The organism is Rothia uropygialis, from assembly GCF_004137765.1.
Lineage (GTDB): Bacteria > Actinomycetota > Actinomycetes > Actinomycetales > Micrococcaceae > Rothia.
The window spans coordinates 162,741-187,130 of sequence record NZ_NOIS01000003.1; the positions used below are offsets into that span (position 1 = coordinate 162,741).

Annotated in this window: 20 protein-coding genes; 6 read left to right on the top strand and 14 right to left on the bottom strand. The window is 61.3% G+C overall.

Going from position 1 to position 24,390, the window contains the following annotated elements; translation table 11 throughout:
• Positions 1–62 precede the first annotated feature (62 nt).
• The 7 genes from EWV35_RS07520 to iolC form a co-directional block, all read right to left on the bottom strand.
• The gene (locus tag EWV35_RS07520; RefSeq protein WP_129660035.1) at positions 63–941 is read right to left on the bottom strand and encodes a sugar phosphate isomerase/epimerase family protein; all 879 of its coding nucleotides are present in this window, start codon (positions 939–941) and stop codon (positions 63–65) included.
• A 216-nt stretch (positions 942–1,157) separates the two neighbouring features.
• Positions 1,158–2,135 carry a Gfo/Idh/MocA family protein gene (locus EWV35_RS07525; RefSeq protein WP_129660037.1) on the bottom strand — a complete coding sequence of 326 codons (978 nt, stop codon included), beginning with the start codon at positions 2,133–2,135 and terminating at the stop codon, positions 1,158–1,160.
• A 45-nt stretch (positions 2,136–2,180) separates the two neighbouring features.
• Positions 2,181–3,107, bottom strand: a complete 927-nt coding sequence (locus EWV35_RS07530) for a sugar phosphate isomerase/epimerase family protein (protein WP_129660040.1) — start codon at positions 3,105–3,107, stop codon at positions 2,181–2,183.
• 149 nt (positions 3,108–3,256) lie between these two features.
• Positions 3,257–4,762: a CoA-acylating methylmalonate-semialdehyde dehydrogenase gene (locus tag EWV35_RS07535; protein WP_238654275.1), complete on the bottom strand. Its 1,506-nt coding sequence runs from the start codon at positions 4,760–4,762 to the stop codon at positions 3,257–3,259.
• A gap of 64 nt (positions 4,763–4,826) precedes the next feature.
• Complete coding sequence (gene iolD / locus EWV35_RS07540) at positions 4,827–6,743, bottom strand: 3D-(3,5/4)-trihydroxycyclohexane-1,2-dione acylhydrolase (decyclizing) (protein WP_129660994.1); 1,917 nt, start codon at positions 6,741–6,743, stop codon at positions 4,827–4,829.
• A gap of 36 nt (positions 6,744–6,779) precedes the next feature.
• Positions 6,780–7,733, bottom strand: coding sequence for a Cgl0159 family (beta/alpha)8-fold protein (locus tag EWV35_RS07545; RefSeq protein ID WP_238654276.1), 954 nt, complete (start codon positions 7,731–7,733; stop codon positions 6,780–6,782).
• Positions 7,730–8,704, bottom strand: a complete 975-nt coding sequence (gene iolC, locus EWV35_RS07550) for a 5-dehydro-2-deoxygluconokinase (RefSeq protein WP_129660043.1) — start codon at positions 8,702–8,704, stop codon at positions 7,730–7,732. The genes EWV35_RS07545 and iolC overlap by 4 nt, the downstream gene beginning before the upstream one ends.
• Positions 8,705–8,965: 261 nt before the next feature.
• On the opposite strand from iolC, the gene EWV35_RS07555 reads away from it, so the two are divergent.
• Complete coding sequence (locus EWV35_RS07555) at positions 8,966–9,979, top strand: sugar phosphate isomerase/epimerase family protein (protein WP_129660046.1); 1,014 nt, start codon at positions 8,966–8,968, stop codon at positions 9,977–9,979.
• Between the two features lie 74 nt (positions 9,980–10,053).
• Here the strand turns inward: EWV35_RS07555 and EWV35_RS07560 are convergent, their stop codons facing one another.
• The 4 genes from EWV35_RS07560 to EWV35_RS07575 all read right to left on the bottom strand — a co-directional run bounded on the left by EWV35_RS07560 (position 10,054) and on the right by EWV35_RS07575 (position 15,170).
• Positions 10,054–10,791 (bottom strand): SDR family oxidoreductase, encoded by a 738-nt coding sequence (locus EWV35_RS07560; RefSeq protein WP_129660049.1) that lies wholly within the window; start codon positions 10,789–10,791, stop codon positions 10,054–10,056.
• A gap of 122 nt (positions 10,792–10,913) precedes the next feature.
• Positions 10,914–11,954 (bottom strand): LacI family DNA-binding transcriptional regulator, encoded by a 1,041-nt coding sequence (locus tag EWV35_RS07565; RefSeq protein ID WP_165168438.1) that lies wholly within the window; start codon positions 11,952–11,954, stop codon positions 10,914–10,916.
• A 72-nt stretch (positions 11,955–12,026) separates the two neighbouring features.
• Entirely contained in the window at positions 12,027–13,463 is a 1,437-nt protein-coding gene (locus EWV35_RS07570) for a sugar porter family MFS transporter (protein WP_129660055.1), read from the bottom strand.
• 711 nt (positions 13,464–14,174) lie between these two features.
• Complete coding sequence (locus EWV35_RS07575; RefSeq protein ID WP_129660057.1) at positions 14,175–15,170, bottom strand: aldo/keto reductase; 996 nt, start codon at positions 15,168–15,170, stop codon at positions 14,175–14,177.
• Between the two features lie 426 nt (positions 15,171–15,596).
• Here EWV35_RS07575 and EWV35_RS07580 point away from each other — a divergent pair, with 426 nt between their 5' ends.
• The gene (locus EWV35_RS07580; RefSeq protein WP_129660060.1) at positions 15,597–17,063 is read left to right on the top strand and encodes an NCS2 family permease; all 1,467 of its coding nucleotides are present in this window, start codon (positions 15,597–15,599) and stop codon (positions 17,061–17,063) included.
• Between the two features lie 280 nt (positions 17,064–17,343).
• A complete protein-coding gene (locus EWV35_RS07585; protein WP_129660063.1) occupies positions 17,344–17,766 on the top strand; it encodes a YchJ family protein in 423 nt (140 codons plus the stop codon).
• 58 nt (positions 17,767–17,824) lie between these two features.
• On the opposite strand, the gene EWV35_RS07590 is transcribed toward EWV35_RS07585, so the two are convergent.
• Entirely contained in the window at positions 17,825–18,454 is a 630-nt protein-coding gene (locus EWV35_RS07590) for a TetR/AcrR family transcriptional regulator (RefSeq protein WP_165168440.1), read from the bottom strand.
• A gap of 78 nt (positions 18,455–18,532) precedes the next feature.
• On the opposite strand from EWV35_RS07590, the gene EWV35_RS07595 reads away from it, so the two are divergent.
• Both EWV35_RS07595 and EWV35_RS07600 read left to right on the top strand, forming a co-directional pair.
• Positions 18,533–19,636, top strand: a complete 1,104-nt coding sequence (locus tag EWV35_RS07595; protein WP_129660069.1) for an ABC transporter permease — start codon at positions 18,533–18,535, stop codon at positions 19,634–19,636.
• Between the two features lie 15 nt (positions 19,637–19,651).
• Positions 19,652–20,845, top strand: coding sequence for an ABC transporter permease (locus EWV35_RS07600; protein ID WP_129660072.1), 1,194 nt, complete (start codon positions 19,652–19,654; stop codon positions 20,843–20,845).
• A gap of 51 nt (positions 20,846–20,896) precedes the next feature.
• Here EWV35_RS07600 and EWV35_RS07605 read toward each other — a convergent pair whose 3' ends face one another.
• Positions 20,897–21,775: a spermidine synthase gene (locus EWV35_RS07605; RefSeq protein ID WP_129660075.1), complete on the bottom strand. Its 879-nt coding sequence runs from the start codon at positions 21,773–21,775 to the stop codon at positions 20,897–20,899.
• A gap of 79 nt (positions 21,776–21,854) precedes the next feature.
• A complete protein-coding gene (locus tag EWV35_RS07610; RefSeq protein WP_129660078.1) occupies positions 21,855–23,324 on the bottom strand; it encodes an MFS transporter in 1,470 nt (489 codons plus the stop codon).
• A gap of 123 nt (positions 23,325–23,447) precedes the next feature.
• Here EWV35_RS07610 and EWV35_RS07615 point away from each other — a divergent pair, with 123 nt between their 5' ends.
• Positions 23,448–24,350: a TetR/AcrR family transcriptional regulator gene (locus EWV35_RS07615; protein ID WP_238654279.1), complete on the top strand. Its 903-nt coding sequence runs from the start codon at positions 23,448–23,450 to the stop codon at positions 24,348–24,350.
• Positions 24,351–24,390 lie beyond the last annotated feature (40 nt).

The following is a 24,390-nucleotide window of genomic DNA, read 5'->3' on the forward strand; positions in this document are numbered from 1 at the left end:
AGCCGAGAAGCTACATTGCCTCTCAGAGCGAATGAATGGTTGGTAATAAGGGTGAAGGGCCTTCAGCCCTGACGCGCCGCTTCAACCATTTCCTTGATGGTATCCAGTTGATAGCGGGAGACTTTGGTGGCGTCCTCGTTTTCGGCGAAGACGCTTGAAACCAAGACGGTGTCCTCGGAATCGAGAAATCCGATTTCGTTGAGCCCGCCGAAGAATTCGCCCCAGTCCACGTCTCCGTCCCCGATTTTGAGGTGCTGGTGGACTCGTGCGGGGCTCCCGGGCGGGTTGGTGATGTAACGCAGACCGTTGGAACGATGATGGTCCATTGAGTCGGCGACGTGGGCGACGCGAATACGGTCGCCCGCGGCGCGCATGATGTCCATCGGCTCGTCTTCCATGTGGAAGGTATGGCAAGCAACGTAGACCATGCCCAGATTCTTGGAGTTGGCGCCACGAATAACGCGCCACGCGTCGAGACCGCGCTCGACGAAGTCGTCCGGATGCGGGTCGATGGCTACATGGAGACCTTCTCGCTCGATGATCGGCAGCAGCTCCTCCATGGAACGGTAGAACGCGCGCTCGGACTCCTCCGCGAGTTCCGGACGCCCCTGGAATTCCGTATTGAGCTGTTGAACTCCCAAGTCGACGGCGATTTGGATGATGCGCTTCCAGTTCCGCACGGCGGCCTCACGAGCATCGGGATCCGGGGAGGACCAGCGCATGACGGGCAGGACCGAAGCGATCTCCACATCGGCGTCCTTGCAGGCCTGACGCAATTTGTCGACCAGGTCGTCGTCGGCCTTCGGGTGGCCGAAGAATGGGATGAAATCAGGATGAGGGGTCATCTGCAGGTAGTCATACCCGAGATCCTTGACCAGACGGGGGAACTCGAGCAGCGAGTGGGTCTGATGGAACGGTGTGGGATCGAGCGCAAGCTTCACTGTTTCTCCTCATTGAGCCTTGTCGTGCGCGACGCGTCGACAATGTGATTCGCGTCGCAATGAAAATTTGATCCGAAAATGGGGCTTGCCTCGGTTGCCCGCACAAGCCCCCATTCTCGGGGTCGACCCTGATTTGTCCTATCATATGCACAATTACGGACTGTTCAACACCTCAATCACCAAAATTTGAGGTTATTCGTATCTTTTGGGGTGCAATTATCGGTAGAGATCCGGCTTCTCGTTAAGCTTCACGTTGACCGAGGTTCCCGGGTCCGCAATCGCCGTGAGCCCGGCCTCGCAACACGCGGCGGCCGCGTATCCGTCCCATGCATCGGGTCCTGCGATGGCGCCCGTCAGGCAACCATCGATCCATTCCTGGATTTCGGTGTCGTAGGCATCCACGAACCGCTCCTCGAAGCCCGGAGTCACCTGGTCGATGCCCTCGTGGAGATGGTTCTTCTCGAAAGAAGCCCTTGTGGTCACGGCATACCCGTAGGCGGCGGTGACGTGGGTGTTCACCGAAACGCGGATCCCGGCCTCGGTTTCCATGAGAATTTGGGCCGGATCCACGAGCCCCTCCTTGGCAAGGGATGAGTTCTTGCAGGTTCGAACCTCGACTGACGAAATCTCCTCGCCGGTCAGGTAACGAACGATGTCGAATTCGTGGACCACGGTGTCGTCAATCAGGTTGCGTCCGGTGTAGTCCTTGGGCACATTAGGGTTGATGTGTTCGCAATCGAGGGCGAGCAGTTCACCGTGCTCTCCGGACTCCACGGCCGACCTGATGTTCCGGTAGCCCTGATCGAACCGGCGCATGAAACCCACCTGAATGAGTCGCTTGCCGACGGCTTGTTCTGCCTCGACCACGCGCCACGCCGAATCGGAGTCCGGGGTGAGGGGCTTCTCGCAAAAGACGGGGAACCCTTTGGTCAGCGCGGGAAGCAGAACCTCTTCGTGCAGGAAACCCGGGGTCGCGACCATGACGGCGTCCACCACGCCCGAGTCAAGGGCCTCGATGAAATCCGTGAACACCTTGGCTCCTTGGATCCCTTCGATAGCTGCCTGAGCCCTGGGTTCGTCGATATCGACGACGGCGGCGACGCGCACGTTCTTCATCCGGTCCCGGAGGCGGGTGATGTGGTCGGAGCCCATCCGGCCAGCGCCGACGACGGCGACGCGCAGTTGTTCAGTCATGATGACAATTCCTTTCGGAGAATTCTAGAGTTTGTGGGCTGCGGTTCAGGCGACGACGGTGCGTGAACCGCACCTCAGGAGGTACTTGCAGGTACGCGACGCAATCGGAAGCGGAACATCGAGGTTCGCAACGGGGTACATGTCCTGTTCGACGATTCCGTACAGCGGACGACCCAGCTTCTCGGCCGCTTCGATGACTTCGCGGAGATCGGGAAGCCCGTAGGGAGGTTCACACATGACACCCGCGGCGGTCGCGTCTTTGAAAGTCATGTCCTCGGCACGCACCTTCGCCAAAGTGTCCGGGTGAACCTGCTTGAGGTGCAAATAGCCGATCCGCTCCGGGTACTTCTCGATGAGCTCGACGGACGACGCACCGCCGTATTCGGCATGGCCTGTATCCAGGCAGAGGGTCACGAGCTTGGGATCGGTCATGGCCAGGAACTTCTCGATCTGTTCCATGGTCTCCACATGAGAATCTGCGTGGGAATGGAATTGCTGGTAGAGGCCGAATTCCCTCTGGAGCCGCTGGCCCAGTTTGTCGTGCCCCGCGGCCAGGTCCTCCCACTGCTGCTCGGTCAGCGTGCGCTCTTCGAGAGCCTCCCCGGTTTTGTCATCCCTCCACAGCGCAGGGATCACGACGACGTGGTGAGCACCCATTGCGGCCGTGAGCTCGGCAACCTGACGTGCAGGCTCCCAGGCGGTGTCCCATTGGTCGGCACCCCGGTGGAATGCCGTGAACACGGTCCCGGCGCTGATGCTGAGGTCCCGTTCCTTGAGCTCCCTGGCGAGCGTCTCCGGGTTCGCAGGAAGGTAACCGTACGGGCCCAGCTCAATCCACTTGTATCCCGCCTCCGCCACCTCATCGAGGAAACGTTGCCACGGCGTCTGTTGCTCGTCTTCTGCGAACCAGACTCCCCAAGAATCCGGGGCGGTTCCAATGATGAGATTGTTCTCGAGGGTAGGGACGGTCATCGCGGAATCTCGCTTTCGTCATTGAAAGATCAAAAGTATGGGAAGCCCGGGCGCCGCGCCGTCCTGAAGATTGACTACGGCGCCCGAGCGGTATGGCGCGCTTTCTAGAAATCGCACCGGGCGAACCGGGACCTTCCCGGTTCGAGTGTTCAGCTGTCGGAGGTCGACGGCATCGCGAACGACGCTCCGGAAACCGACTTAGGCTCGGGCCAACGCTGGGTCACGACCTTGCCGCGAGTGTAGAACTTGATGCCATCCGGTCCATAAATGTGCAGGTCGCCGAACAGCGAGTTCTTCCATCCGCCGAAGGAGTGCCAAGCAACCGGTACGGGCAACGGCACGTTGATACCGATCATGCCCACACGGACCTTGCGCTGGAACGTACGCGCCACGGCACCGTTGGAGGTGAACACGGCAGTTCCGTTGCCGTAGGGGTTCGAGTTGATGATCTCGATGGCCTCTTCCAAGGATTCGGCACGGATGACCACGAGGACGGGCCCGAAGATCTCCTCCTCGTAAGCGCTCATTTCCTTGTTGACCTTGTCCAAGATGGTCGGGCCGACGAAGAAGCCCTCTTCGTGGTCCTTGACGACCAGATCGCGACCGTCCAGCACCACGGCTGCGCCGGATTCCTGAGCTTCCCCGACGATGCGAGTGATGCGCTCCTTGGAAGCCGGGGTGATCACGGGACCCATATCGGCCTCGGGATCAGTGCCTTCGGTGACTTTGATCCCGGCCGCCAGTTCCTTGACGCGGGACACGACCTCGTCTGCGGCATCACCCACGGCAACTGCTACTGAAATGGCCATGCAGCGCTCACCGGCGGAGCCGAAAGCTGCGGCGTTGAGGTGCTCCGCCGCCATGGTCATGTCGGCATCCGGCATGATCACGGCGTGGTTCTTCGCCCCGCCCAACGCCTGGACGCGCTTGCCGTGCTGAGTGCCCGTCTCGTAGACGTACTTGGCGATCGGGGTCGAGCCCACGAATGAGATGCCGTCCACGTCGGGGTGGGTCAGCAGTCCGTCGACCATTTCCTTGTCGCCGTGCAGTACGTTGAACACACCGTCCGGAAGCCCTGCGTCCTTCCAGAGCTTGGCCAGCAGCAATGAAGCGGAAGGATCCCGCTCCGAGGGCTTGAGGATGAATGCGTTGCCGGTAGCAATGGCCACCGGAGCCATCCACAACGGCACCATGACCGGGAAATTGAAGGGAGTAATACCGGCGACAACGCCCAGCGGCTGACGGAAAGAAAACACGTCGATTCCCGTGGAAACCTGTTCGGAGTACTCGCCCTTGAGATGCTCGGAGATGCCGCACGCGAACTCGACGACCTCGAGGCCGCGAGCCACTTCGCCCTTGGCATCCGAGAGAACCTTGCCGTGCTCGGCGGTGATGATCTGGGCCAACTCGTCCACATGTGCGTGAATGAGTTCGCGGAATTTGAAGAGGATCGCGGACTTCTTGGCGATGGACATGTCTGCCCAGGTTTCGCTGGCCTTCTTCGCGGCGGCGACCGCCGCCTCCAGGTCTTCCTTCGCACCGAGGTGAAGGTTTCCGGTCACGGCGCCGGTGGCCGGGTTGTAGACGTCCTGGCGACGCTCGCCCGAGCCATCTGTTTCACTTCCATTGATGAAGTGCTTGATCTCTGTAGTCAACTTCTTCTCCTCACGAGAGTTAGAGCCAAATTCTTGCACTCGACGGGGTTGGGAAATCCACTGATCAGCCCAAGAGAGGCTTCTGCGTGGATTTCTTGTTTTCGTACACTTTGTAAGCGTCCTGTGTGGATGACAGTTCGGAAACGGAAGCAACCGGAACATCCCACCAGGACTCAGAGTCCGGAGCATCGATCATCGGATCCGAATCCACGTGGATCAGGATCGGGCCGGAACCTTCAGGGGCCGCTTTCGCCTGCTGGACGGCTGCGCCCAGATCTTGTCCGACGTTCTCGCCGGATTCGACCCGAATGACCTTCACGCCCAAGGACTCGGCATTGGTTGCCAAGTCGATGGGCAAGGTATCGCCCGAATCGAAGGACTGGCTTTCGTCGTCGTGGTACCGGTATTTGGTGCCGAATCGCTGCGATCCGAGAGACTCCGAGAGCGCTCCGATTGAGGCGTATCCGTGGTTCTGGATCAGCACCACGATCAACTTGATGCCTTCGGCAACTGCGGTCACGAGCTCGGTATGCATCATGAGGTAAGAACCGTCGCCTACCATCACGACGACGTCGCGGCCGTCCCTCTCGTGCAGGCTCGCGCGTTTCACGCCCAGCCCGCCGGCGATTTCGTAGCCCATACAGGAGAACGCGTATTCGACGTGATAGCCGTACGGGTCCTTGACGCGCCACAATTTGTGCAAGTCACCCGGCAAGGATCCTGCCGCGCAGATCACGACGTCGCGGTCGTCCATCGCAGCGTTGACGGTACCGATGATCTCGTTCTGCGAAGGCAGCGGCCGGTACCTCTCGGCGAACGCCGAATCCGCGATCTCGTCCCATCGTTTCTTCTCTTCGGTGACCCGCTCGGACAATTCCTCCGAGACGTGGAAGCCGGAGACGGCTTGGTTCATCTTCAGAAGGGCTTTGCGGGCGTCCGCGACGACGGGAACCTGAGTTCCGTGCTTGTAGGCATCGAAGGAGGCGACGTTGATGTTGACGAAGGAAACGTCGGCGTTCTGGAAAGCGGTGCGGGAAGCCGTTGTGAAGTCCTCATACCGCGTGCCGATACCGATGATCAGGTCGGCCTCGGCGACCAGAGCATTGGACGCGGTCGAACCGGTCGAGCCCACCGCGCCCAGGCACAAGGGATGATCCCAGTCCATCACGCCGACCGCGGCCTGCGTATAGGCGACTGGGATTCCCGTGGCTTCCGCGAAAGTGCGGAGTTCGTCTACAGCGAATGCGTAATGAACACCGCCGCCTGCGATGATGACCGGGTTCTTGGCCGAGCGGATCTTGTCCATCGCTGCACGAATGTCCTCGTCCTCAGCGTCCGGGCGGCGAATACGCCATTCGCGCTGGGCCAGGAACTCTTCGGGCACGTCGATGCGCTCGGCCTGAACGTCCTGCGGCAGTGCAATGGTCACGGCGCCGGTTTCGACGGGGTCCGTCAGCACTCGCATCCCGTTAAGGAGCGCGGAGAACAGCTGCTCCGGACGCCACACACGATCGAAGTACCGGGAGACCGGACGAAGGGTGTCATTGACGGTGATATCGTACGCGTCCGGGCGTTCGAGCTGCTGAAGGACCGGGTCGGTCGCCCGTGTGGCGAAGACGTCCGAGGGAAACAGAAGCACCGGCAACCGGTTCGTCGTCGCGAGAGCCGCACCCGTCACGAGGTTCGTGGAGCCCGGGCCGATCGATGTCGTCGAACCGTAGGTCGCCCGACGACGAGTGTGGCGCGCGTAGCCGGTGGCCTGATGAACCATCGCTTGTTCATTGCGACCCTGGTAATAGGGCATGATGCTGGGATCCTGGCCCTGGTACTGACGCAGCGCCTGGCCAACCCCGGCGACGTTTCCGTGCCCGAAGATGCCGAACATACCGGGAATCGTCCGCTCGCGGTATTCCTCGTTGCCAACGCGGTCCACGGTGTACTGCTGTCCCAGGAAGCGAACGAGCGCCTGCCCGACGGTCATTGTCTGAGTAGTCATGAGGTCCTCTCTTGCTCCGCGCTATTTCCGTTTGTCCTGCAGAAGCGAAGCCGCAGTTGCGACGGCGCCGGCGACGTCGTCGTCCTCCGGGTACAAAAGCGTGCGTCCTACGGTCAGTCCCTGGACTCCCGGCAGCGCCAGAGCGTCCTGCCAGGTTGCGAATATTTCATCGGGTGCGGATGTGGGGTCGCCGCCGAGAAGCACGGTGGGCAACGTGGTCGAAGCCATGACCCGTTCCATGTCCTTGACGACCGGCAATTTCATCCACGTATAGGCGCTCGATGCGCCCAATGCGGAGGCGATACCGACGGATTTGACCACGGCTTCCGTACTGAGATCGTTGACGATCCCACCGTTCCTGGTGGTCGAGATGAACGGTTCGACCATGGCGTAAAGACCGTTCTCGGCCAGTTCGTTCACTGCCTCGGCGCAGGCCTGGAGTGTTGCCGTGGTGTTCCGGTCCTCGTAGTGAATGCGTGTGAGCATCTTGCCGCCGTCCGCGCCGAGCTTCTTGAGGACCTCCGCGCTATGGCCGGTGAAGCGGTCGTCGATCTCGTTGGTCAGCCCGGAAAGGCCGCCTCGGTTCATCGAACCGAAGACGAGCTTTCCGTCCAATGCGCCCAGCAGGAGCAGATCGTCCAAGACGTCCGGAGAAGCCAGGACTCCGTCGACCGCGGGGTTCTGCAAAGCAACCCGCAGACGGTCCAGGAGATCGCGGCGGTCCGCCATGGCTTGGGGATTTTCCCTCACCTTGAGCGCCCCGCGGGCTGGGTGGTCTGCGGCCACGATGAAGTTCTGCTTGCCGTAGACGATGCCGGCGTGACGAGTGCGAACATCGGCGGCACGCTGTACGGCATTTGGGTCCTCGAGTCGGATCCGGGTCAGGCTCTCGTACCGCGTGGGGTCGGTCGAACCAATCTCCGGTTCCGGGAAGCGGAACAGGGGGCTTTCCGCCTGCTTTTGCGCGTTGCTCATGCTGCGAAGCCCCTTCCGCGCTCGTTCAGCAGTCCCAGAACCTCGGCCGTGGTCGGCATGTCTTCCGAGCATGCGATGCGCGATGCGACGATGGCGCCGGCGGCGTTCGCGAAATCCAACACGTGCTGAAGCTCCCAACCGGAAAGAATTCCGTGGCAGAAAGCTCCGCCGAAGGAGTCGCCAGCACCAAGACCATTCTTGGTTTCAACGGCAACGGGTTCGGAGACTACCGTCTGAGCTGCGGTCTTCGCCATGACCCCCTTGGAGCCCATTTTGACGACGGCGATCTTGACGCCGGCCTCGAGCAGACGGTCGGCTTGCTCTTCAGGCGATCCGTCGCCCACGGCCACGGCGCACTCTTCACGGTTTCCGATCGCAATGCTCACGTATTTCAAGTTCTCTCGAACTTGTCGGGTCGCATCCTCGATCGAGTCCCAAAACATCGGGCGGTAGTCCAGGTCCAGGATCGTGTGCTGGTCGTCCCCGAGCTCCTCGCGGGGACGGGCCTGGTGCGCATGGAGTTGAGCCGACCGGCTCGGATCCTGGCAGAGACCGGTCACAGTGGACCAGAAGATTCGCGCATCCTTGACGGCCTGGGTATCGATGTCCTCGGACTTGATCTGCAGGTCCGGGGCGGTCGGGAAACGGCCGTAGAAATACAGGGGGAAGTCCTCGGGTGGCACGATCGCGCAGAAAGTTGCGGGCGTCTGGAGGCCTTCCACGGGGGCCACGTGGGCGTCGTCGACGCCGTAGCGCTTCAGTTCACGGTGAAGGTACTCGCCGAAGGGGTCGTTGCCGGTCCGGGTGATCACGGCAGGTCTGCGTCCGTGCTTGGCCGCCGCGACCGCCACGTTCGAGGGCGAGCCTCCCAAGTACTTGCCGAATGACGTCACATCCCCCAGGCCCACTCCGATGTCATTGGGGTAGATATCCACACTGATTCTTCCCATGGTGAGCAGGTCATAGCTCATGAGCTGGCCGGTCCTTCCCGTGGTTCGTCTTCCGCGAGAGCGTCCTGCCCGCAGTCGGACTGATCGCTTCGCCTGGCGGTGCGCCTCGGACCACCGGAGTGATCCGTCTTACTCCCTATAGGGTGCCTCATCGAACTTTGTCCTGTCAATGTTTTGTACAGACAAACTACGTCATGGTGTGTACTCTGGCGTGACGGGAGTTACTTCTGCACCCCTCGGTGTTCATCACCTGCTCCCGCCCCGACTGCAAAGGAGCCTGCCATGAAGCTGGGCGTGTACAACGCAATCCTCCACGACCTCCCCCTCGACAAAGCACTCGACGAAGTGGCCAAGCTCGGTCTGGACGGAATGGAAGTCAACTCGGGAGGCTTCCTCCCGCCCGCTCATCTGCCGATCGACACAATTCTTGGCAGCGATGCCGCCGCCCGTGACTACTTAAAACAGTTCGAGGATCGCGGCCTGGAGATTTTGGGCCTGAACTGTAACGGGAATCCGCTCAATCCCGATCCGGCCATCGGCCCGGAGGACGCAGAGGACATCCGACGCTCAATTCGGGCCGCTGCCGCCCTGGGCCAGACGCGGGTCGTCACGATGTCCGGCCTGCCGGGATCGGACCCGGACGGCCGCTACCCCGCCTGGAACGTCAACACCTGGGGTTCCCACGCCCTGGACTCCCTCGAATGGCAGTGGGACCTAGCGAGCGAGTTCTGGACCGAAATCGACCAACTCGCCAGGGAGAACGACGTCAAGGTCGCCTTGGAGCTCCACCCTCAGAACCTCGTATTCAATCCACCGACAGCACGCCGTCTGGTGGAGCGGATCGGCGCGACCAACATCGGCGTCGAGCTCGACGCATCGCACCTGTTCTGGCAGCAGATGGACCCTGTCGCATGCGTTCGCTGGCTGGGGCCCCTGGTTTTCCATGCCGCGGCCAAGGACATCCGTGTCAACCGTGAGAACGCTGCGATCTACGGGGTACTAGACGAGCGTTTCCGCCGCCTCGGGCCGGACGAGAAGCGCACGCATATGGGCGGCGACGAGTATGCCAATGAGTGGCCACAGGATTCGGCATGGGATTTCGTGGCGGTCGGCATCGGACACGGCGCCGACTACTGGGCCGAGTTCCTTCGCGCCCTGGCAGAAGTCGAGAAAATCACGGGTGAGCAGATGTGCGTGAATATTGAGCACGAGGACACGTCGATGGACGCGATCGAAGGACTTCGGCTGGCCGCCAAGACGCTTTTCGACGCCGCGGACCAAGCGGGAGTCCGCTAGCGCCGCTGGTCAGGAGGAGGACACAGCCCCCGACCGCCCAGGCTGAGGTCTGGAGCGGGGGCTGTGTCTTGCGGTCACCAGGCAACCGGACCATTGATGTCGGTGAACGTACCGGTCGGCCCGTCGGCGGCGATCGTGGCCATGGCCACGGCCTGGCGCGCGCCGTCCTGTGGCGTTCCTGTGCCGTGGTGATTGTTCAAATCCGTGGCAATGAACCCTGGGCACACGGCGTTGACCAGAATCCCGTCGTCCTGCAGATCACGCGCGTACATGATCGTTACCGCGGTCAGAGCCGTCTTGGACGGCACATACCCCAGTGCGATCGGGTCGGGACTCGAGAAGTCGGAGATCGCCGCCAATGATCCAGCACTGCTGGAGACGTTGACGATCCGCGGCGTTTTCGAGACCTGAAGGAGGGGCAGAAAAGCACTGGTGACGGTAATAACGCCGAACACATTCGTTTCGAAGACGTAGCGAATGTGATCGACATCGGCGGTTCGAGGCGCCTGACCGGAAAAGTCGGCCCCGGGTTGGTTGCTGATCCCAGCGTTGTTGATCAGCGCATCGAGGTGACCGTACTGTTCTTTCACCGTCTTCGCCGCCGCTGCCACCGAGGCTGATTCGGTCACATCGAGGACGACGGCTGTGACTTCACCTCCGCGTTCCCGGAGTTCGGCCGCCGTTTCACGACCGCGCTCACGGTCACGTGCTCCAATGATCACGGTGTGCCCCAGGTCTGCGAGCTGGCTCGCGATTTCACGGCCGATTCCTTTGTTGCCGCCCGTCACCAGAGCGATCATGGGGGTGCTCATCAGGGTTCCTGCTTTCCGCGGGGTTATGACCGCTATGAGGGTGCCAACACTAGTCCGGCTATCCGACGACCGTCTATAGACAGAGAGGTCAGCCGGCAATATCCGTCTTGGCGTCGGGGCGTTCAGTCGGCCGCGCGCGGTGCCGCAGTGCTTCCGCGTTCGATGAGGTACGGCGCTTCACGGTGAGATTTCCTCGTACTCTCGGGATTGTCCAAGAGTTCGACCATCGCATCGACGGCGCGCTCCGAGAGCTTGGACGGGACGTACCCCACGGTGGTCAGGTCGATGAACGCGAGGCGCGCGACGCTACTGTCGTCGAAACCGGCCACGGATACCTCCGAGGGAACACCCACGCCCGCCCGTGCAAGCGTTGCGAGAATACCGGCGGCACAGCGATCATTTCCGCCCAGGATCGCCGTCGGCAAAACGGTGCGCGACAGAATCGCACGCGCCGCCTCCGCCCCACCGGATTCGGTGAAATCCGCCTCCAGAATATCGGGCTCCAACCCACGCTCCGCCATAACCTGTTGATAGGCCGTCGTACGCAGCAAGGGGCTGTATCCTCGGCCGCCTGAAACATAACAAATGCTTTGGTGCCCCAGCTCCGCCAAATGATGCATGACAAGGCGAACACCCAGCTCATCGTCCACGCGAAAGTCGCCCTTGGCACTGTCGCTTCGTGGCCCGCCCAGGACCATGTGGGGGACGGCTACGGGCAAACGCTTCACCTGGGTACCGTCGACCTCCGTCGACAGCACGAAGATGGCTTCGACTCGCTGCCCCAGGAGTTCGGCCACGGCGTCGTCCTGGGTGCGCCCTGGGGTCAGCGGTGCAAGGATCAGGGAAAATCCTCTTGCCCTGGCCGTTTCGAAGAGCGACTCAACCAGGTCCACTTCGAATGGCTGACGCATCGAGAAGAGGACCCCCAGACGGCGGGTCCGTTTGCCCCGGAGCGCCCGGGCAGATGCGTCCGGATAGTAGCCGAGCTCGCGGGCGACCTCCCGAACGCGCTTTCGCGTCGATTCGCTCGCGCCGGGCTGATCACGCAACACGATGGACACGAGCTGGCGCGAGACCCCAAGGTGCTCCGCGATCGACTTCATGGTGGGAGGTTGGGCCCGCGACCTCCTTTTGGGGGACGCCGGAGCTTCTTCGGTGGTCATGAATCTCATCTTGGCACGGTCGTCGAGAGAATCCTGGGTACCAAGACCACGGTCTGATATGTCAGTCGGCGACTACTTGTTGACGATGTAGATCTCGCCCGTGGTCACGTCCTCTTCGAGGCCCTCCAGGGTTCTCCCGCGGGTCTCGGGGACCTGCGTTCGCACGAAGATCAGGGCGAGCAGGTTGATGCCCGCGAAGAGGAAGAACACGCCGGTCATCCCCATGCCCTCGACCATTTGGGGGAAGAACAGGGCCAGGAATCCGTTGGTCGTCCAACCGAAGAACACTGAGACACCGATTGCTACGCCGCGCATGTGCAAGGGGAAGATTTCCGCGAGCCACACCCAGACAGCCACGTTGAGGAAGGTCTGCATGGACGCCACGAAGGCGACGATCAGGAACAGGAGCACCCAGGGGCGCAACGGGTTGCCCTCGGGAATCCAGTGAGACGAGACTCCAATGAGCGCGTGACACAAGGTAGTGAGGGTCAGGCCGATCGTGAAGACCTTACGTCGATCCACGCGGTCCATCATGTACAAAGCGATGAACCCACCGATCACGGCAACGATGCCGGGTGCGATGTTGGCGATCAACGCAGCGTTCGCCGCGAAGCCCGATTGAATCAGGACAATCTGTCCGTAGTACATGATCGAGTTGATACCGGTCAGCTGTTGGGCCATCGCTACACCGATTCCGATGAGCAGGATGCGAAGCAACCACTTGTTGGTCAAGATCGCGCTCAGGCCGGTTCGCTGCTCCTTCTCTTCATGCGCGACTTCCTCGACGTCAAGGAGTTCTGCTTCGGCGCGACCCTCCGGGCGTACCCCTTGAAGAACCGCGAGAGCTTCCTTATCTCGGCCCTGGTCAACCAACCATCGCGGCGATTCTGGCATGCGGAGCATCCCAATGAAGAGACAGATCGCCGGAATCGCGCAAATCGCGAACATGAAGCGCCACACGTGATCCAGGTGCCCCAGAGTGTTGCCCAGAACCGCATTGATGACGAAGGCAGAGAGCTGGCCGATCACGATGGCGACTTCGTTGCGGCCAGTGATCGAACCGCGGATCTCGTAGGGAGCAAGCTCAGCGAGGTACACGGGCACCACCGTGGAGGCACCTCCGACCGCAAGACCCAAGCAAATACGACCTACGATTAACACCGCCACGTTCGGTGTGAAGACCACAATCACGGTTCCCAGGAAAAAGAGAACCGCCAGGACAATAATGGTTTTCCGCCGACCGATCGCATCGGAGATGCGTCCGCCGAAGAGAGCGCCGATGGCCGCGGCAAAAACAAGCGAGCTTGTTGCGACGCCTTCGGTCAGTGCGGTGAGCCCGAGCTCTTCGGCCATGGGGCGCAATGCACCGTTGATTACGCCGGTGTCATAGCCGAAGAGCAATCCGCCGAAGCAGGCAATGACGGACATGAGGCCCAGACGTCGTCGGTATGCCCCGGGAACGAGTGGTGGCAGGTTTGGAGATTTTCTATCGGCCGCTGATGTTGACATCGCAGACTCCTTTGTCCATTGGGCGATCGGGAAGTGAGGCCACCCGAACCGACCTTGAACTAGCTCGTGCTAGTGAAAAATGTGATGTAGAACAAACTAGCTTGCTCAGGATGACCTGTCCAGGCTTTGTCCGGACAAATTAACTTAGAATCGGGCGAGGGCAAGGAACCCTCCCTCAACGACCTGTCTTGTGTCAGGACCTCCTACTTGAGAAAGGGGCCCTTCACCGGTTTCGACTCGTATGCAGGCATGTGCAGACTCAGATAGATGAGGGACCGCACGCGAGGATCGCGATGTCTTTGGTATTGGACTGGTCGTCAAGGAGTTCGGCATGGAGGGGCCCACCGAAACATCGAGCACCTCCGTGCCCCCTCCGGCAAACCGGTGCATGACCATACCCAGTCGGCCCAGGGGACCCGCATTAAACGACTCAACAGTGATCTCAAGGTTTCCCGGGAAGGATAGGGCCGGATCGTCGGTTCTCTTGAGGTGCCATTGCATCCGACGTGGCCACTTTTGCCCACTCGGAATTTGCACGCATGAGCTGGACGTCGGCGCGACTGGTCGAGTCCTTGCACTTGGCCACCGGGTTGATGGAACCAAGCATTCAAGGATGCCTTCCCTGCGACAACCGACCCCCTCCCTCGCCTTGGATGGGAGATCCCCCAGGTGGGTGCGGCAGGCAGTCGTCGAGGCCGCGAAGGCCGCTCTCTAGAAAAGCGCGATCTTCTCCGGTGCCGGGAAGATCTCGTCGAGCTCGGCCAAGTCCTGCTCGCCCGGAACCCATGCGGCGGAAGCAGCGTTGGTGCGGACCTGCTCCGGCGATGTCGCTCCGGCAATCACCGAGGAAACCTGCGGACGCGAAGCCAACCAGGAGAAAGCGACCTCCAGCGGGCTCAGGTCCCGCTCTTCGGCGAAGGCTATAAAGCGCTCGATCTGCTCCCAATTGGTCGATTCCAGCAAACCCGGTTTGGAATGGGACAGTCGTGACCCGTCCGGGGCCTTGCCGTTCCGGTATTTGCCCGTCAGGAGCCCATTGGCCAAGGGGAAATACGGGAGTACACCGATTCCGAACCTCTCGGCAGCGGGGAGGACTTCAAGTTCGGCGCGGCGGTCGAGCAAGTTGTAGTGGTTCTCGGCCGCAACAAACCGGGTCCCGTTGGTTGCGCGCGCCAGATGGTCTGCGTCTGCGATCTGCCACCCGGCGTGGTTGGAGGTGCCGATATAACGCACTTTGCCTGCTCGAACGACGTCATCCAGAGCCGCAAGGGTTTCTTGCGGCGGGGTGATGCCGTCCGGTGTGTGGTAGAAGTACAGGTCGATGTGGTCGCGGCCCAAGCGTTCCAAGGAAGCATCCAGGGCCCGGTTGATGTATCGGCGAGCGCCACGAGCACCGTGATCCGCGCCGTTTGCCCCCTGCATGTCCATACCGAATTTCGACACCACCACGACATCATCCGCGGCGCTGCCCAGCCCGCTCAGCGCTCGGCCGAACATCCGCTCAGAGGTTCCGGGCTCCTTGCCGTAGACGTCCGCGACGTCGAACAGAGTGATGCCCGAGTCCACCGCGGTCTTGATAACCGCGTCCGTGCCTTCTTGGGTTTCGGTCGGTGTTCCGGCACGACCGAGGTTGTTGCACCCCAATCCGACGCTGGAGACGACGAGTCCCGAATTGCCCAATGAACGATATTCCGGCGTAGAAGTCATGATTCAACCCTAGCCGTGAGCGCCCAAGGTCATAACCCTGACAGCAGGAAGAAACGGTCGGTTCTGGAAAAACTCCTCCCGAATGAGGCTCGTGAAGCAACTGGGGAAGCACCGAATCAGGACGGTTCCAGGACCGGGGCGGTACGTCTGCGGAACCTCGACGCCGCTGCGGAAGACCGGGAGAACGCCCCGCCTGGCCCGTCCTTAGTCTCCCCAACCGGAATTTCACCCTGAGCTCAATGCATTAGACTCACCAGTAGCGGCGTCGCTTCTCCCTCAGCTTGGGATAGAAGAGACGCCTCTACCTTTTGAGGCGGCTGAATCGGACCACGTCGTGGCCGACCCCGGTTTTCGAGAACGCGGTCGGCGTCGACCCCCAGGCACCCCAACCCCATCCATCGAGAGAGTATCTACGGATTTTCACGAATGACTTCTGAGAACACCGCGGCTCCCAGCCGCCCCAACCGTCCCCGAAACGGTTTCGACCGCTTCTTCAAGATCACGCAACGCGGTTCGACCGTTGGCACCGAAATTCGGGGCGGCCTGGCCACGTTCTTCGCGATGAGCTACATCGTGGTCCTGAATCCACTGGTCCTCGGCATCATTGCCGATGCCAACGGTTCGGAACTCGGCCTCGCCCGCGTGGCAGCGGCAACCGCTCTGATCTCGGGTGTCATGACCATCCTGATGGGGGTGATCGCCAACCACCCGTTCGCCATGTCGGCAGGCCTCGGCATCAACGCCTTTCTGGCCGCCACCATCGCGACGACGCCCGATCTCACATGGCCCGACCTCATGGGTCTTGTGGTGTGGGCCGGTATCATCATGTTTCTACTGGTCCTCACCGGTTTCCGAACCGCGGTTTTCAACGCTGTCCCGCAGTCTCTCAAGACCGCCATCGTCGTGGGCATCGGCCTGTTCATTTCGCTCATCGGCTTCGTCAATGCGGGATTCATTCGACGCATGCCCGACTCCTCCGGCACCACTGTTCCGGTTTCTTTCGGCGTCAACGGCGACCTTATCGGCTGGCCGATTCTCGTTTTCATTGTGGGCCTTTTCCTCACGATTGCCCTGATGATCCGCAATGTGCGCGGTGCAATCCTGATCGGCGTGATCATCTCGACCATCCTGTCCGTCATCCTTGAGGCCGTGGCACCGGCGGGGTCTTCCACAGATCAACCGACGGGATGGTCGCTCGTGTCCCCCGAGATTCCCCACCAATGGGTGGGAATGCCCGACCTGTCCCTGATCGGCAACTTCGACATGTTCGGCGCATTCCAGACCCTCGGTGGGATGGCGGCATCCCTGATGGTCTTCGCAATCTTGCTTTCAGTCTTCTTCGACGCGATGGGCACGTCCGTCGGTCTCGCGACCGAGGCCCACAACATTAGCGACGACGGAAAGATCCCTGACATCAACCGGGTTCTCACCGTGGACGCAGTCGGATCCATCGCAGGCGGTGCCGGGTCGGCATCCTCGTCCCAAATCTTCGTGGAGTCCGCGACCGGCATCGGAGAGGGCGCCCGCACCGGCTTTTCCGTGGTCATTACGGGAATCATGTTCTTGCTGGCAATGTTCGTTTCCCCCTTGGTCAACATCGTGCCGTTCGAGGCCGTCGCCCCGGCTCTGGTCGTGGTCGGATTCCTGATGGTCCGCCAAGCGGTCCATGTGAAGTGGGACGACTGGGGCCTCGGCATACCGGCTTTCTTGACGATTGCCATGATGCCGTTCACCTACTCGATTGCCGACGGCATCGGCGCCGGATTCGTCTCCTACACCTTTATCCGCGTGGTTCAGGGCCGGGCCAAGGAAGTTCACCCGCTCATGTACCTGGTTTCCGTGGCTTTCATCGCCTACTTCGGGATGGGCGTGATCCAGGGCTGGACGAGCTGACTTGCCTGTCCGCGGCCCTCAGACGACGCGCCTCGAGGGCGGTCCGGTAAGCGAAACCCCCGCCGAAAGCACCGCACCATCGAAGAAGCTACGTTGGAGCTCGACGATACTTCGGCGAACTTCGCACCCCACTATCTCGAGGCAGGGACCCTTGTTGCTCAACGTGTGTTGCAGCTACTTCTCGACACCCAAAGCAAGGCAGGACAGATTCACCCATGAAGTGAATTGCCCTGTGATAATCCATCAAGCCACCTCATAGTGTGCCGGTACCCTGGTTCGTATGGCATTGATTTCCGACGGTCAGCGATGCCCCTGCGGAACAGGGGAGGTTTTCGGCGCATGTTGCGGCCCGCTCATCACGGGCCGCAACACTGCTCCCACCGCCGAGGCCCTGATGAGGTCCCGCTTTACGGCTTTCGCAATGTCCAAGGAGGCTTATCTCCTGTCCACATGGCACCCGAGCACCCGGCCGGCATCGCTGGAGATGGACGAATCGATTCGATGGCAACGCCTGGACATTCTCCGAACCGCCGGTGGCCCGTTCGCTGACACCGCCCGCGTCGCATTCGCAGCCCACTATCGCTCCCAACCCGGGACTCCCTCAGACAAGCGCGTCAAAGGCGCCCAGAGGGAAGACAGCCGTTTTGTCCGCGAGAACGGCCGGTGGTTCTATGTGGACGGAGACCCGCTTCCCGCCGAATAGCGATCCCCGTCTCGCCAGAGCCCAGAACACAACCTCGGATTCGGTCCCCCCAAGCTCCTCAGGCCGCCCCCTCCGGGCCGGCATCACCCGTCGCAGGCTCGAACCGCACCGACAGCGCCGCGATGTACGAGTTGACCTGTCGAGAAATCTCAACGGCACTCACCCTGGTGCACGGGTCCGGCGAGTAAATCCAGTGACCCATCGTGACCACGATGCCGCCTGCGATGAAGAGCGCTCGCTGGCGGGCCTCGGCATTCAGGTCCTCGTATGCCGTGTCGAATACTGACTCGGCTATTCGTTGGGCAACCCAGTGGACGAAAGCCCTCCGTGCTTTGCCGAAGACTTCGTCCCCACCGAGTATAGGTTCGTAGAACCCGGGCACCTCCCGGAGATCCTCGAAGAATGAAACGAGCTCGCTGTCCCGGGGCACCCCGGCACCTTTGTGCCACATCTCGGGGTGGGCGATGTCTACGAGTCGATCATGCAGAAGCTCCGCATAGACGTCGTCCACCGTCGTGAAATGCTGATAGAACGTCGGCCGGGAAACCCCCGCCTTCTTGCACAGCTCGGAGACCGAGACTTTCCAATCCCATTTCGGTGAGGCCGCATCGAGAAGTGCTTGCTTGAAGGCTCGACGCGTATGGAGGATACGGGGATCGGCAACTTCTGCGTTGCTCTCGCTCGTCATGGTGCTGCCCTCATATTTTTCGAAGTGTTGACCCATCTTACACCTGATGCCCAGGTTTACAGGTGTAAAGTGTCCCCCATGTCAGTTCAGCCTCAGCGGTTAACCGCCCAGAAGATCCCGACGAAATTCGTCCTTCTGGCCATGCTCTTCCCTTTGTTCATGGCCTTTGCCTACCCCGGCTCATACGTTTCTGCTTTCCACAATCCACATCCCAGGGACATGAAGATCGAAGTCATTGGGACCTCGCAACAGGCCTCGCAGATCAGCCAAGAGATCACGAGCCAGGCGGATGACGCCACTGACGTCAAAACCGTTCCCGATGTGCAGACCGCCAAGGACGATGTCACGAATTTGAACACCCGTGCCGCCTACGATCCCAGCAACGGGAATGTGTATGTCGCCTCCGCGGGCGGACGCCAAGCAACCCAAGCCGCCGAAGGGGTCTTCTCCCAAGTCGCCCAACAGTCCCAGACCAACCTCAAGGTCCAGGATCTCAGGGCCCCCACCGAGAACGACTCCACCGGAACCTCGTTCCTCTACTTGATCATCGGTGCCACGATCGCCGGTTACATGACCGCCTCCATGATCAGCGCCTTCGGCGCCCGCCTTCGACTCCGAACCAAGCTGTCGGTTCACGCGGTCATGGCGATCATGGCCGGTGTCATCGAAACCGCGATCTCCTTCGAGATCTTCGGGTCGTTCGACGGCCACATCATGCCCGTGGCCCTCATCGTCGCGGGAACGTTCTTCACGGCGTCGATTGTCCAGCTGGGCTTCGTCGAATTACTCGGACCCGCCGCCGCCTTGATCGGATTGGTGATATTCGTGATCCTGGGAATTCCGGCGACCGGCGTCGCCGTCTCCTTCGACATGATGCCTGGATTCTTCCGCATCATGCATCAGCTGTTGCCCACCGGTGCGAGCTCGGAGCTGATGAGACGCTGCTTGTACTTCGACGGTCACGGCATCGGGCCTCAGATCCTGGTACTCGCGGTATGGCTGGTCGTGGGCGCCGGTCTGCTCTGGATGGCTTCCCTCCGCTCTCAGCCCGCTTCCGCCATCGGCTCCGAGGAGCCGCGGCGGCCGCGTCGGGCCCCGGATGAACCGCTCCTGACCGCTTATGAGGACGATGCCGTCCCGCCCGAAGGCGACGCCAAGTACGCCTCCCAGCCCACTCGATAGGAATAGAGACTTCTCATGACTGAAAACCGTTCCTCATCGGAGACACCGCAGCAGGAAGAATCCGGTTCCACATCTGCTCGTCACCGGTCCAGCACTCACCGGAAAGCTACCCGCAAAGAGACTCTCATGGCGGCGCCGCCGGCCTCCGGGATTGGCGTGCACGCCGACCCCACCAAGCCACCCCGCAAGGTCAATCAGGCGTTGACCACCAAGCGCATGGTAACCATCGGCATGCTGTTTCCGCTTTTCATCATGGTCATGATGCCTTTGGTCATGACCGGCATGACTCACCACCTCACACCTCATCATATGAAAGTGGCTGTCATCGGTTCGGAAGAGCAGATGAAGCAAACCGCAGAAGATCTGGACAAGCAGACCGCGGGCTCATTCGACGTCTCCCGCGTGGACTCCGTGAACCAGGCCGAGAACGACATTAGGGACCACACGCTACGCGCGGCCTACAATCCCGCGAGCGGGGATATGTACTTCGCCGGAGCCAACGGGCCACAGGTCAAGTCGGCAGTAACCAACCTGTTCTCCTCGACGGCTCAACAGTCCAAGACGAGCCTCACGTCGCACGATATTCAGCCCGCGTCCTCGGACGACAACCTGGCGAACATCGCCGTCTACCTTGCACTAGGAGCGGTGCTGGGCGGGTTCATGGCCGGAATGATTCTGGGCATGGTCCCGGTCTCCACCACCCTCCGACTGATTCTGGGACTGGTCATGCCCGCAATCGTGGCTTTCGGCGAGATCTTCTACGGCTGGGGAATGTTCGGCATCTTCGATTCGTCCGCCGTTGCCCCGTGGTTCATGTTCTACCTGTTGGGGCTTTCGTGTCTGGCGGTGACCAGCGGCGGAATGCTTGTCATAGGGCCCGCGATGATGCCGCTGTCGATGTTGCTCATGCCGTTCCTCGGTATGTCCGCGTCCGGCATCAACGGTCCACTGGATATGATCAACGGTTTCTACGGTGGCGTGAACCCGTGGCTGTTCTCTGCCCAAGGGATCGAGGCGGTCCGGGACGCGGCGTACTTCCCCGACGTCTCCCTCGCACAGCCCGTCTGGGTCATGATCGCCTGGACCGTCGGCGGAATCTTGCTTGCAGTCCTGGGCACCTTGCGACAGAAGCGTCGGCACCTGTTTGCACAGATGAATGAGGTGCAGGAAGCGACCTCGCTGATCCCGGCCGTCGCGGTCGCGCCCTAGAACAAAAGATGGCGCCGCCCGGTTCACTTCGGCGACTGGGCGGCGCCGCGCTCACTCCTGGTCGCGCTTCGCGGCAAAACCGGAGGTGAACCGTCTGGTCCACGCCTCGTCTTTGAAGTGCGCAGGAACCGCACCGCCCAGGAGCTCTCGGGCGAGCCCTGCGGCATCGGGATCCAGGGCATCAGGAAACGGCGTGTCCGAAGCCAAGAGAATGATGTTGCCGTAACGGCGCCCCTTGAGCATGGGCGGGTCGGCGATACATGCGACGTGGGCAAATACCTCGGACAGTCCCGCAATTTCCGATCGTGCCCCCACAAGCTCCCGCGTATCCCCGCAATTGGCCAGGTACAGTCCACCCGGCGAGAGCGAACGGTGCACGTGCTCGAAGAACTCTACAGTCGTGAGTGGAGAAGGCGTCTTCGCACCGGCAAATACATCCCGAAGGACGACGTCACGCGAACCCTCGACAAACGACTCGGTGACTTCCCGAGCTTCGCCGACGCGTATCTTGACCGTAGGGGCCCGCGGGATATCGAACCACTCGCGCACGGAGGCGGCCAGCTTTCCATCCAATTCGACGACGGTGTGGCGGCTCTGCGGGTATACCGATGCGAAATAGCGGGCCATGGAACAGGCACCGCCACCCAGGTGGGTCATGCGGAGCTTGGACGACTCAAGATGCCGGTCGATGAAATGGTTCGCCGCAGAAGCGATCCAGCGCATGTACTCGAAAGCGAGCTCTTGAGGCTCCCCCACGACCACGTGACTCGACTGCACGCCGTTGATCTTGAGCATCCAGGCGTTGGGATGGAACGTGTCCCGCTCCAGTTCCGCCGTACCCGTGTCTATGGGGTACTCCCCCTCAACGGGGCCGCTCACGCTCCCCTGAGGGGATGCCGCAGCCTTCTGCGTCTTGTTCTTTCTGCCCACGTCACCACCCTACCCGCGCCCGAAAACGGTGACCTGCGGCATCAGCACGTTGGCCCTGGTGCAGCCAAAGCGCAAAGCCTCAGTGCTCTTCCGCCTCCTTGGAATCCGTCAGGGTGCGCACCCCAATGAAGGACATGACGAGCACAATGGCCGCAAGAATCCAGAAGGAGATCTGCTGGGAGTGCACGAATCCGTTGACGGTCGCGGCATCCCACGCACCATGAGGCAGAGTCTTCCCGACGACGGTTGCCATGACCGTTCCGACGACCGCCACACCCACTGCATTACCGAGTTCTTGAGCGGTGTCGTTCATCGCGGAACCGATTGACGTGTGGGTCTCAGGAAGGGCGCCCAAGAGGGCGACCGCGCCCGTCGTCATGATGGTTCGCATACCCATGGTCATGATGAGCATCCCGATTGCGCACCAGACATAACTATGGGCAACTGCGTACACCCACAACAACAGACTCCCCAGAACCAGCGCCGAACCGATCATCGAGGTCTTGCGGTGGCCGAGTTTGAGCACCATTCTGTCGACGAAAGGTCCGGCCAGCAGCATTCCTGCGACGAACGGCAGGTTAGCCAACCCGGCCTTGAAAGCGGACCAACCCCAGGCGAATTGATACAGCTGGGTCGAACCAAACATCACACCGACCATCGCGATCATCACGGCGGTCTGGATGATGGCCGATCCCCGAACCGTCGGAATCGACAGCAACGTCAGGTCGAGCATCGGATCTTCGGCCGTTTTCTCGCGCCAGATGAAAGACACCAGACACACGATTCCTGCGGCCAGGATGCCCAGGGTCTTCGGAGAGGACCAACCGTATTCGGTTCCGGCGGTGAACGAATAGAGGATCAACCCGAGAGCTCCGACGGAGAACAGCGCTCCGGGAACGTCGGTTCCGCCGACTCGACGGTCCTCCAGCTTGTCCCTCTCAACACCGAATCGAACCCCGAACCACGCGACCAGGGCCATCGGGGCGTTGAGGACGAGGAGCGACTGCCACGGCCAGCTTTCCACGGCGAGCCCAGCCAGTGTCGGCCCAATCGCGAAGCCGATCATGGACACGACCATGATCACGCCGATCGCCTTGGTCCGCAGGTCTTCTCGGTCGAAGAGGCGGAATACCAAGGACATGGTCAGCGGGGCCATGAGCGCGGCGAACGCCCCGGACAGGGCACGGACGGCGATCAGCTCGGCCGGGGTCTGCACGAGCAGAACCGCCAGACCTGCCAGACCAAAGAGTGCGAGCCCGGTCAACAAGGTGCGACGCCGCCCGAGCTTGTCACCGAGGGTGCCGCCCACCATGAGCAGCCCTCCGAAAGTGAGGGAATAGGCTCCGACGATCCACTGAAGATCCGTCGGACTCGCACGAAGGTCTCGCCCGACCGTAGGCAGGGCGACATTGAGGATCGAGTTGTCGACCATCTCCACGAGCATCGCCAGACAAAGGCCGAGGAGTGCGGGCCACGCCGCGCGCAGGCTCTGAGGCTTGTTGGAGGCTTGTGGTGGAGCCTCCAACGTCGAAATTTCTTGGGCAGACATAGGGAAACCTTTCTATCGGATCGAACTGCGTTCGAGTAATGGAACGCCGTTCGATAAATCGAACTGTGTTCGAGAATAGAACGTTGTTTGATTCCGCGCAAGAGCCTGCGTAGATTTTTGGGTATGACATCGCCCAGACCCCGGCCGAACAGGCAGAGCCTCACCGCCGCCGAGCGAGCGCAGCAGCGCGAGGTACGCCTCAATGCGCGGCGCAATGCTCAGCGCCAGGCGCGCAGGAGCGACCGGGTGGACAATCAGCGGTCACGGCCCGGCAACGGCCGGGGAATGGCCCGTCAACGAGCGTCCCTTTCTCTCGACTCGATCCTTGAAACAGCCATCGCAACCCTTGATCGTGAGGGCGCGGAGAAGCTGACCCTCCGGGGTCTGGCTGCCGACCTGGACAGCGGGGTCGCCAGCCTGTACTGGTACGCAAGCGGAAAGGAAGAGCTCATGGCGTTGGCCGCTGACGAGTTGCTCGGCAGAGCCCTCCGGGAAAACGAGATCCTGGCTTCCTCCGGGACCCCCACACCTGCCGACTTTGCGGATTTCGCGACTCCAGCACCCGACCCTCGTACGAGCGGACAAACCGCTGACGCCCTCATGAGGCTCCGTCGTCTGGTCCTGTGCCTCTTCGCACAGATGCTCGGACATCCGTGGCTCGCCGCTCAGCTCATCAAGGCAGGACCGGATGAGCGCAATTCCTTCATGTACTGGGAGACGGTAGGGCAACAGCTCTTGCGCATGGAGCTGTCCAGTTCCCAGCAATTTCACGCGTCTCTGGCCGTGATCAATTACGCCTCCGGCATGGGCGCAGAGATCGCCGAGGGTGCCAAGGAGATAGCTGGGCTGGAGAGCAGGGAAGAAGGGTTCGTCGATCAAATCCGTGAATGGGAAGCCTCGGACCCCGAAGAGTTCCCGTTTGTACACGCGATTCTCGGGGAATTCGGCAAGATGGACGACCGCTCCGAATTCATCGCCGGGCTGGATCTGCTGCTGAGCGGGCTGGAGCGCCAAACCTGGGGGTAAGCGCTGACCCAAAGATGCGCACGATCGTCGTCAAGCCTGC

Bases quoted from the DNA above. Each gene is read 5' to 3' on its own strand.
- EWV35_RS07525 (WP_129660037.1), bottom strand. From the start codon at position 2,135: ATGACTGAACAACTGCGCGTCGCCGTCGTCGGCGCTGGCCGGATGGGC.
- EWV35_RS07530 (WP_129660040.1), bottom strand. From the start codon at position 3,107: ATGACCGTCCCTACCCTCGAGAACAATCTCATCATTGGAACCGCCCCG.
- iolD (WP_129660994.1), bottom strand. From the start codon at position 6,743: ATGACCGTCGGGCAGGCGCTCGTTCGCTTCCTGGGACAGCAGTACACC.
- EWV35_RS07545 (WP_238654276.1), bottom strand. From the start codon at position 7,733: ATGAGCAACGCGCAAAAGCAGGCGGAAAGCCCCCTGTTCCGCTTCCCG.
- iolC (WP_129660043.1), bottom strand. From the start codon at position 8,704: ATGAGCTATGACCTGCTCACCATGGGAAGAATCAGTGTGGATATCTAC.
- EWV35_RS07555 (WP_129660046.1), top strand. From the start codon at position 8,966: ATGAAGCTGGGCGTGTACAACGCAATCCTCCACGACCTCCCCCTCGAC.
- EWV35_RS07560 (WP_129660049.1), bottom strand. From the start codon at position 10,791: ATGAGCACCCCCATGATCGCTCTGGTGACGGGCGGCAACAAAGGAATC.
- EWV35_RS07565 (WP_165168438.1), bottom strand. From the start codon at position 11,954: ATGACCACCGAAGAAGCTCCGGCGTCCCCCAAAAGGAGGTCGCGGGCC.
- EWV35_RS07570 (WP_129660055.1), bottom strand. From the start codon at position 13,463: ATGTCAACATCAGCGGCCGATAGAAAATCTCCAAACCTGCCACCACTC.
- EWV35_RS07575 (WP_129660057.1), bottom strand. From the start codon at position 15,170: ATGACTTCTACGCCGGAATATCGTTCATTGGGCAATTCGGGACTCGTC.
- EWV35_RS07580 (WP_129660060.1), top strand. From the start codon at position 15,597: ATGACTTCTGAGAACACCGCGGCTCCCAGCCGCCCCAACCGTCCCCGA.
- EWV35_RS07585 (WP_129660063.1), top strand. From the start codon at position 17,344: ATGGCATTGATTTCCGACGGTCAGCGATGCCCCTGCGGAACAGGGGAG.
- EWV35_RS07590 (WP_165168440.1), bottom strand. From the start codon at position 18,454: ATGACGAGCGAGAGCAACGCAGAAGTTGCCGATCCCCGTATCCTCCAT.
- EWV35_RS07595 (WP_129660069.1), top strand. From the start codon at position 18,533: ATGTCAGTTCAGCCTCAGCGGTTAACCGCCCAGAAGATCCCGACGAAA.
- EWV35_RS07600 (WP_129660072.1), top strand. From the start codon at position 19,652: ATGACTGAAAACCGTTCCTCATCGGAGACACCGCAGCAGGAAGAATCC.
- EWV35_RS07610 (WP_129660078.1), bottom strand. From the start codon at position 23,324: ATGTCTGCCCAAGAAATTTCGACGTTGGAGGCTCCACCACAAGCCTCC.
- EWV35_RS07615 (WP_238654279.1), top strand. From the start codon at position 23,448: ATGACATCGCCCAGACCCCGGCCGAACAGGCAGAGCCTCACCGCCGCC.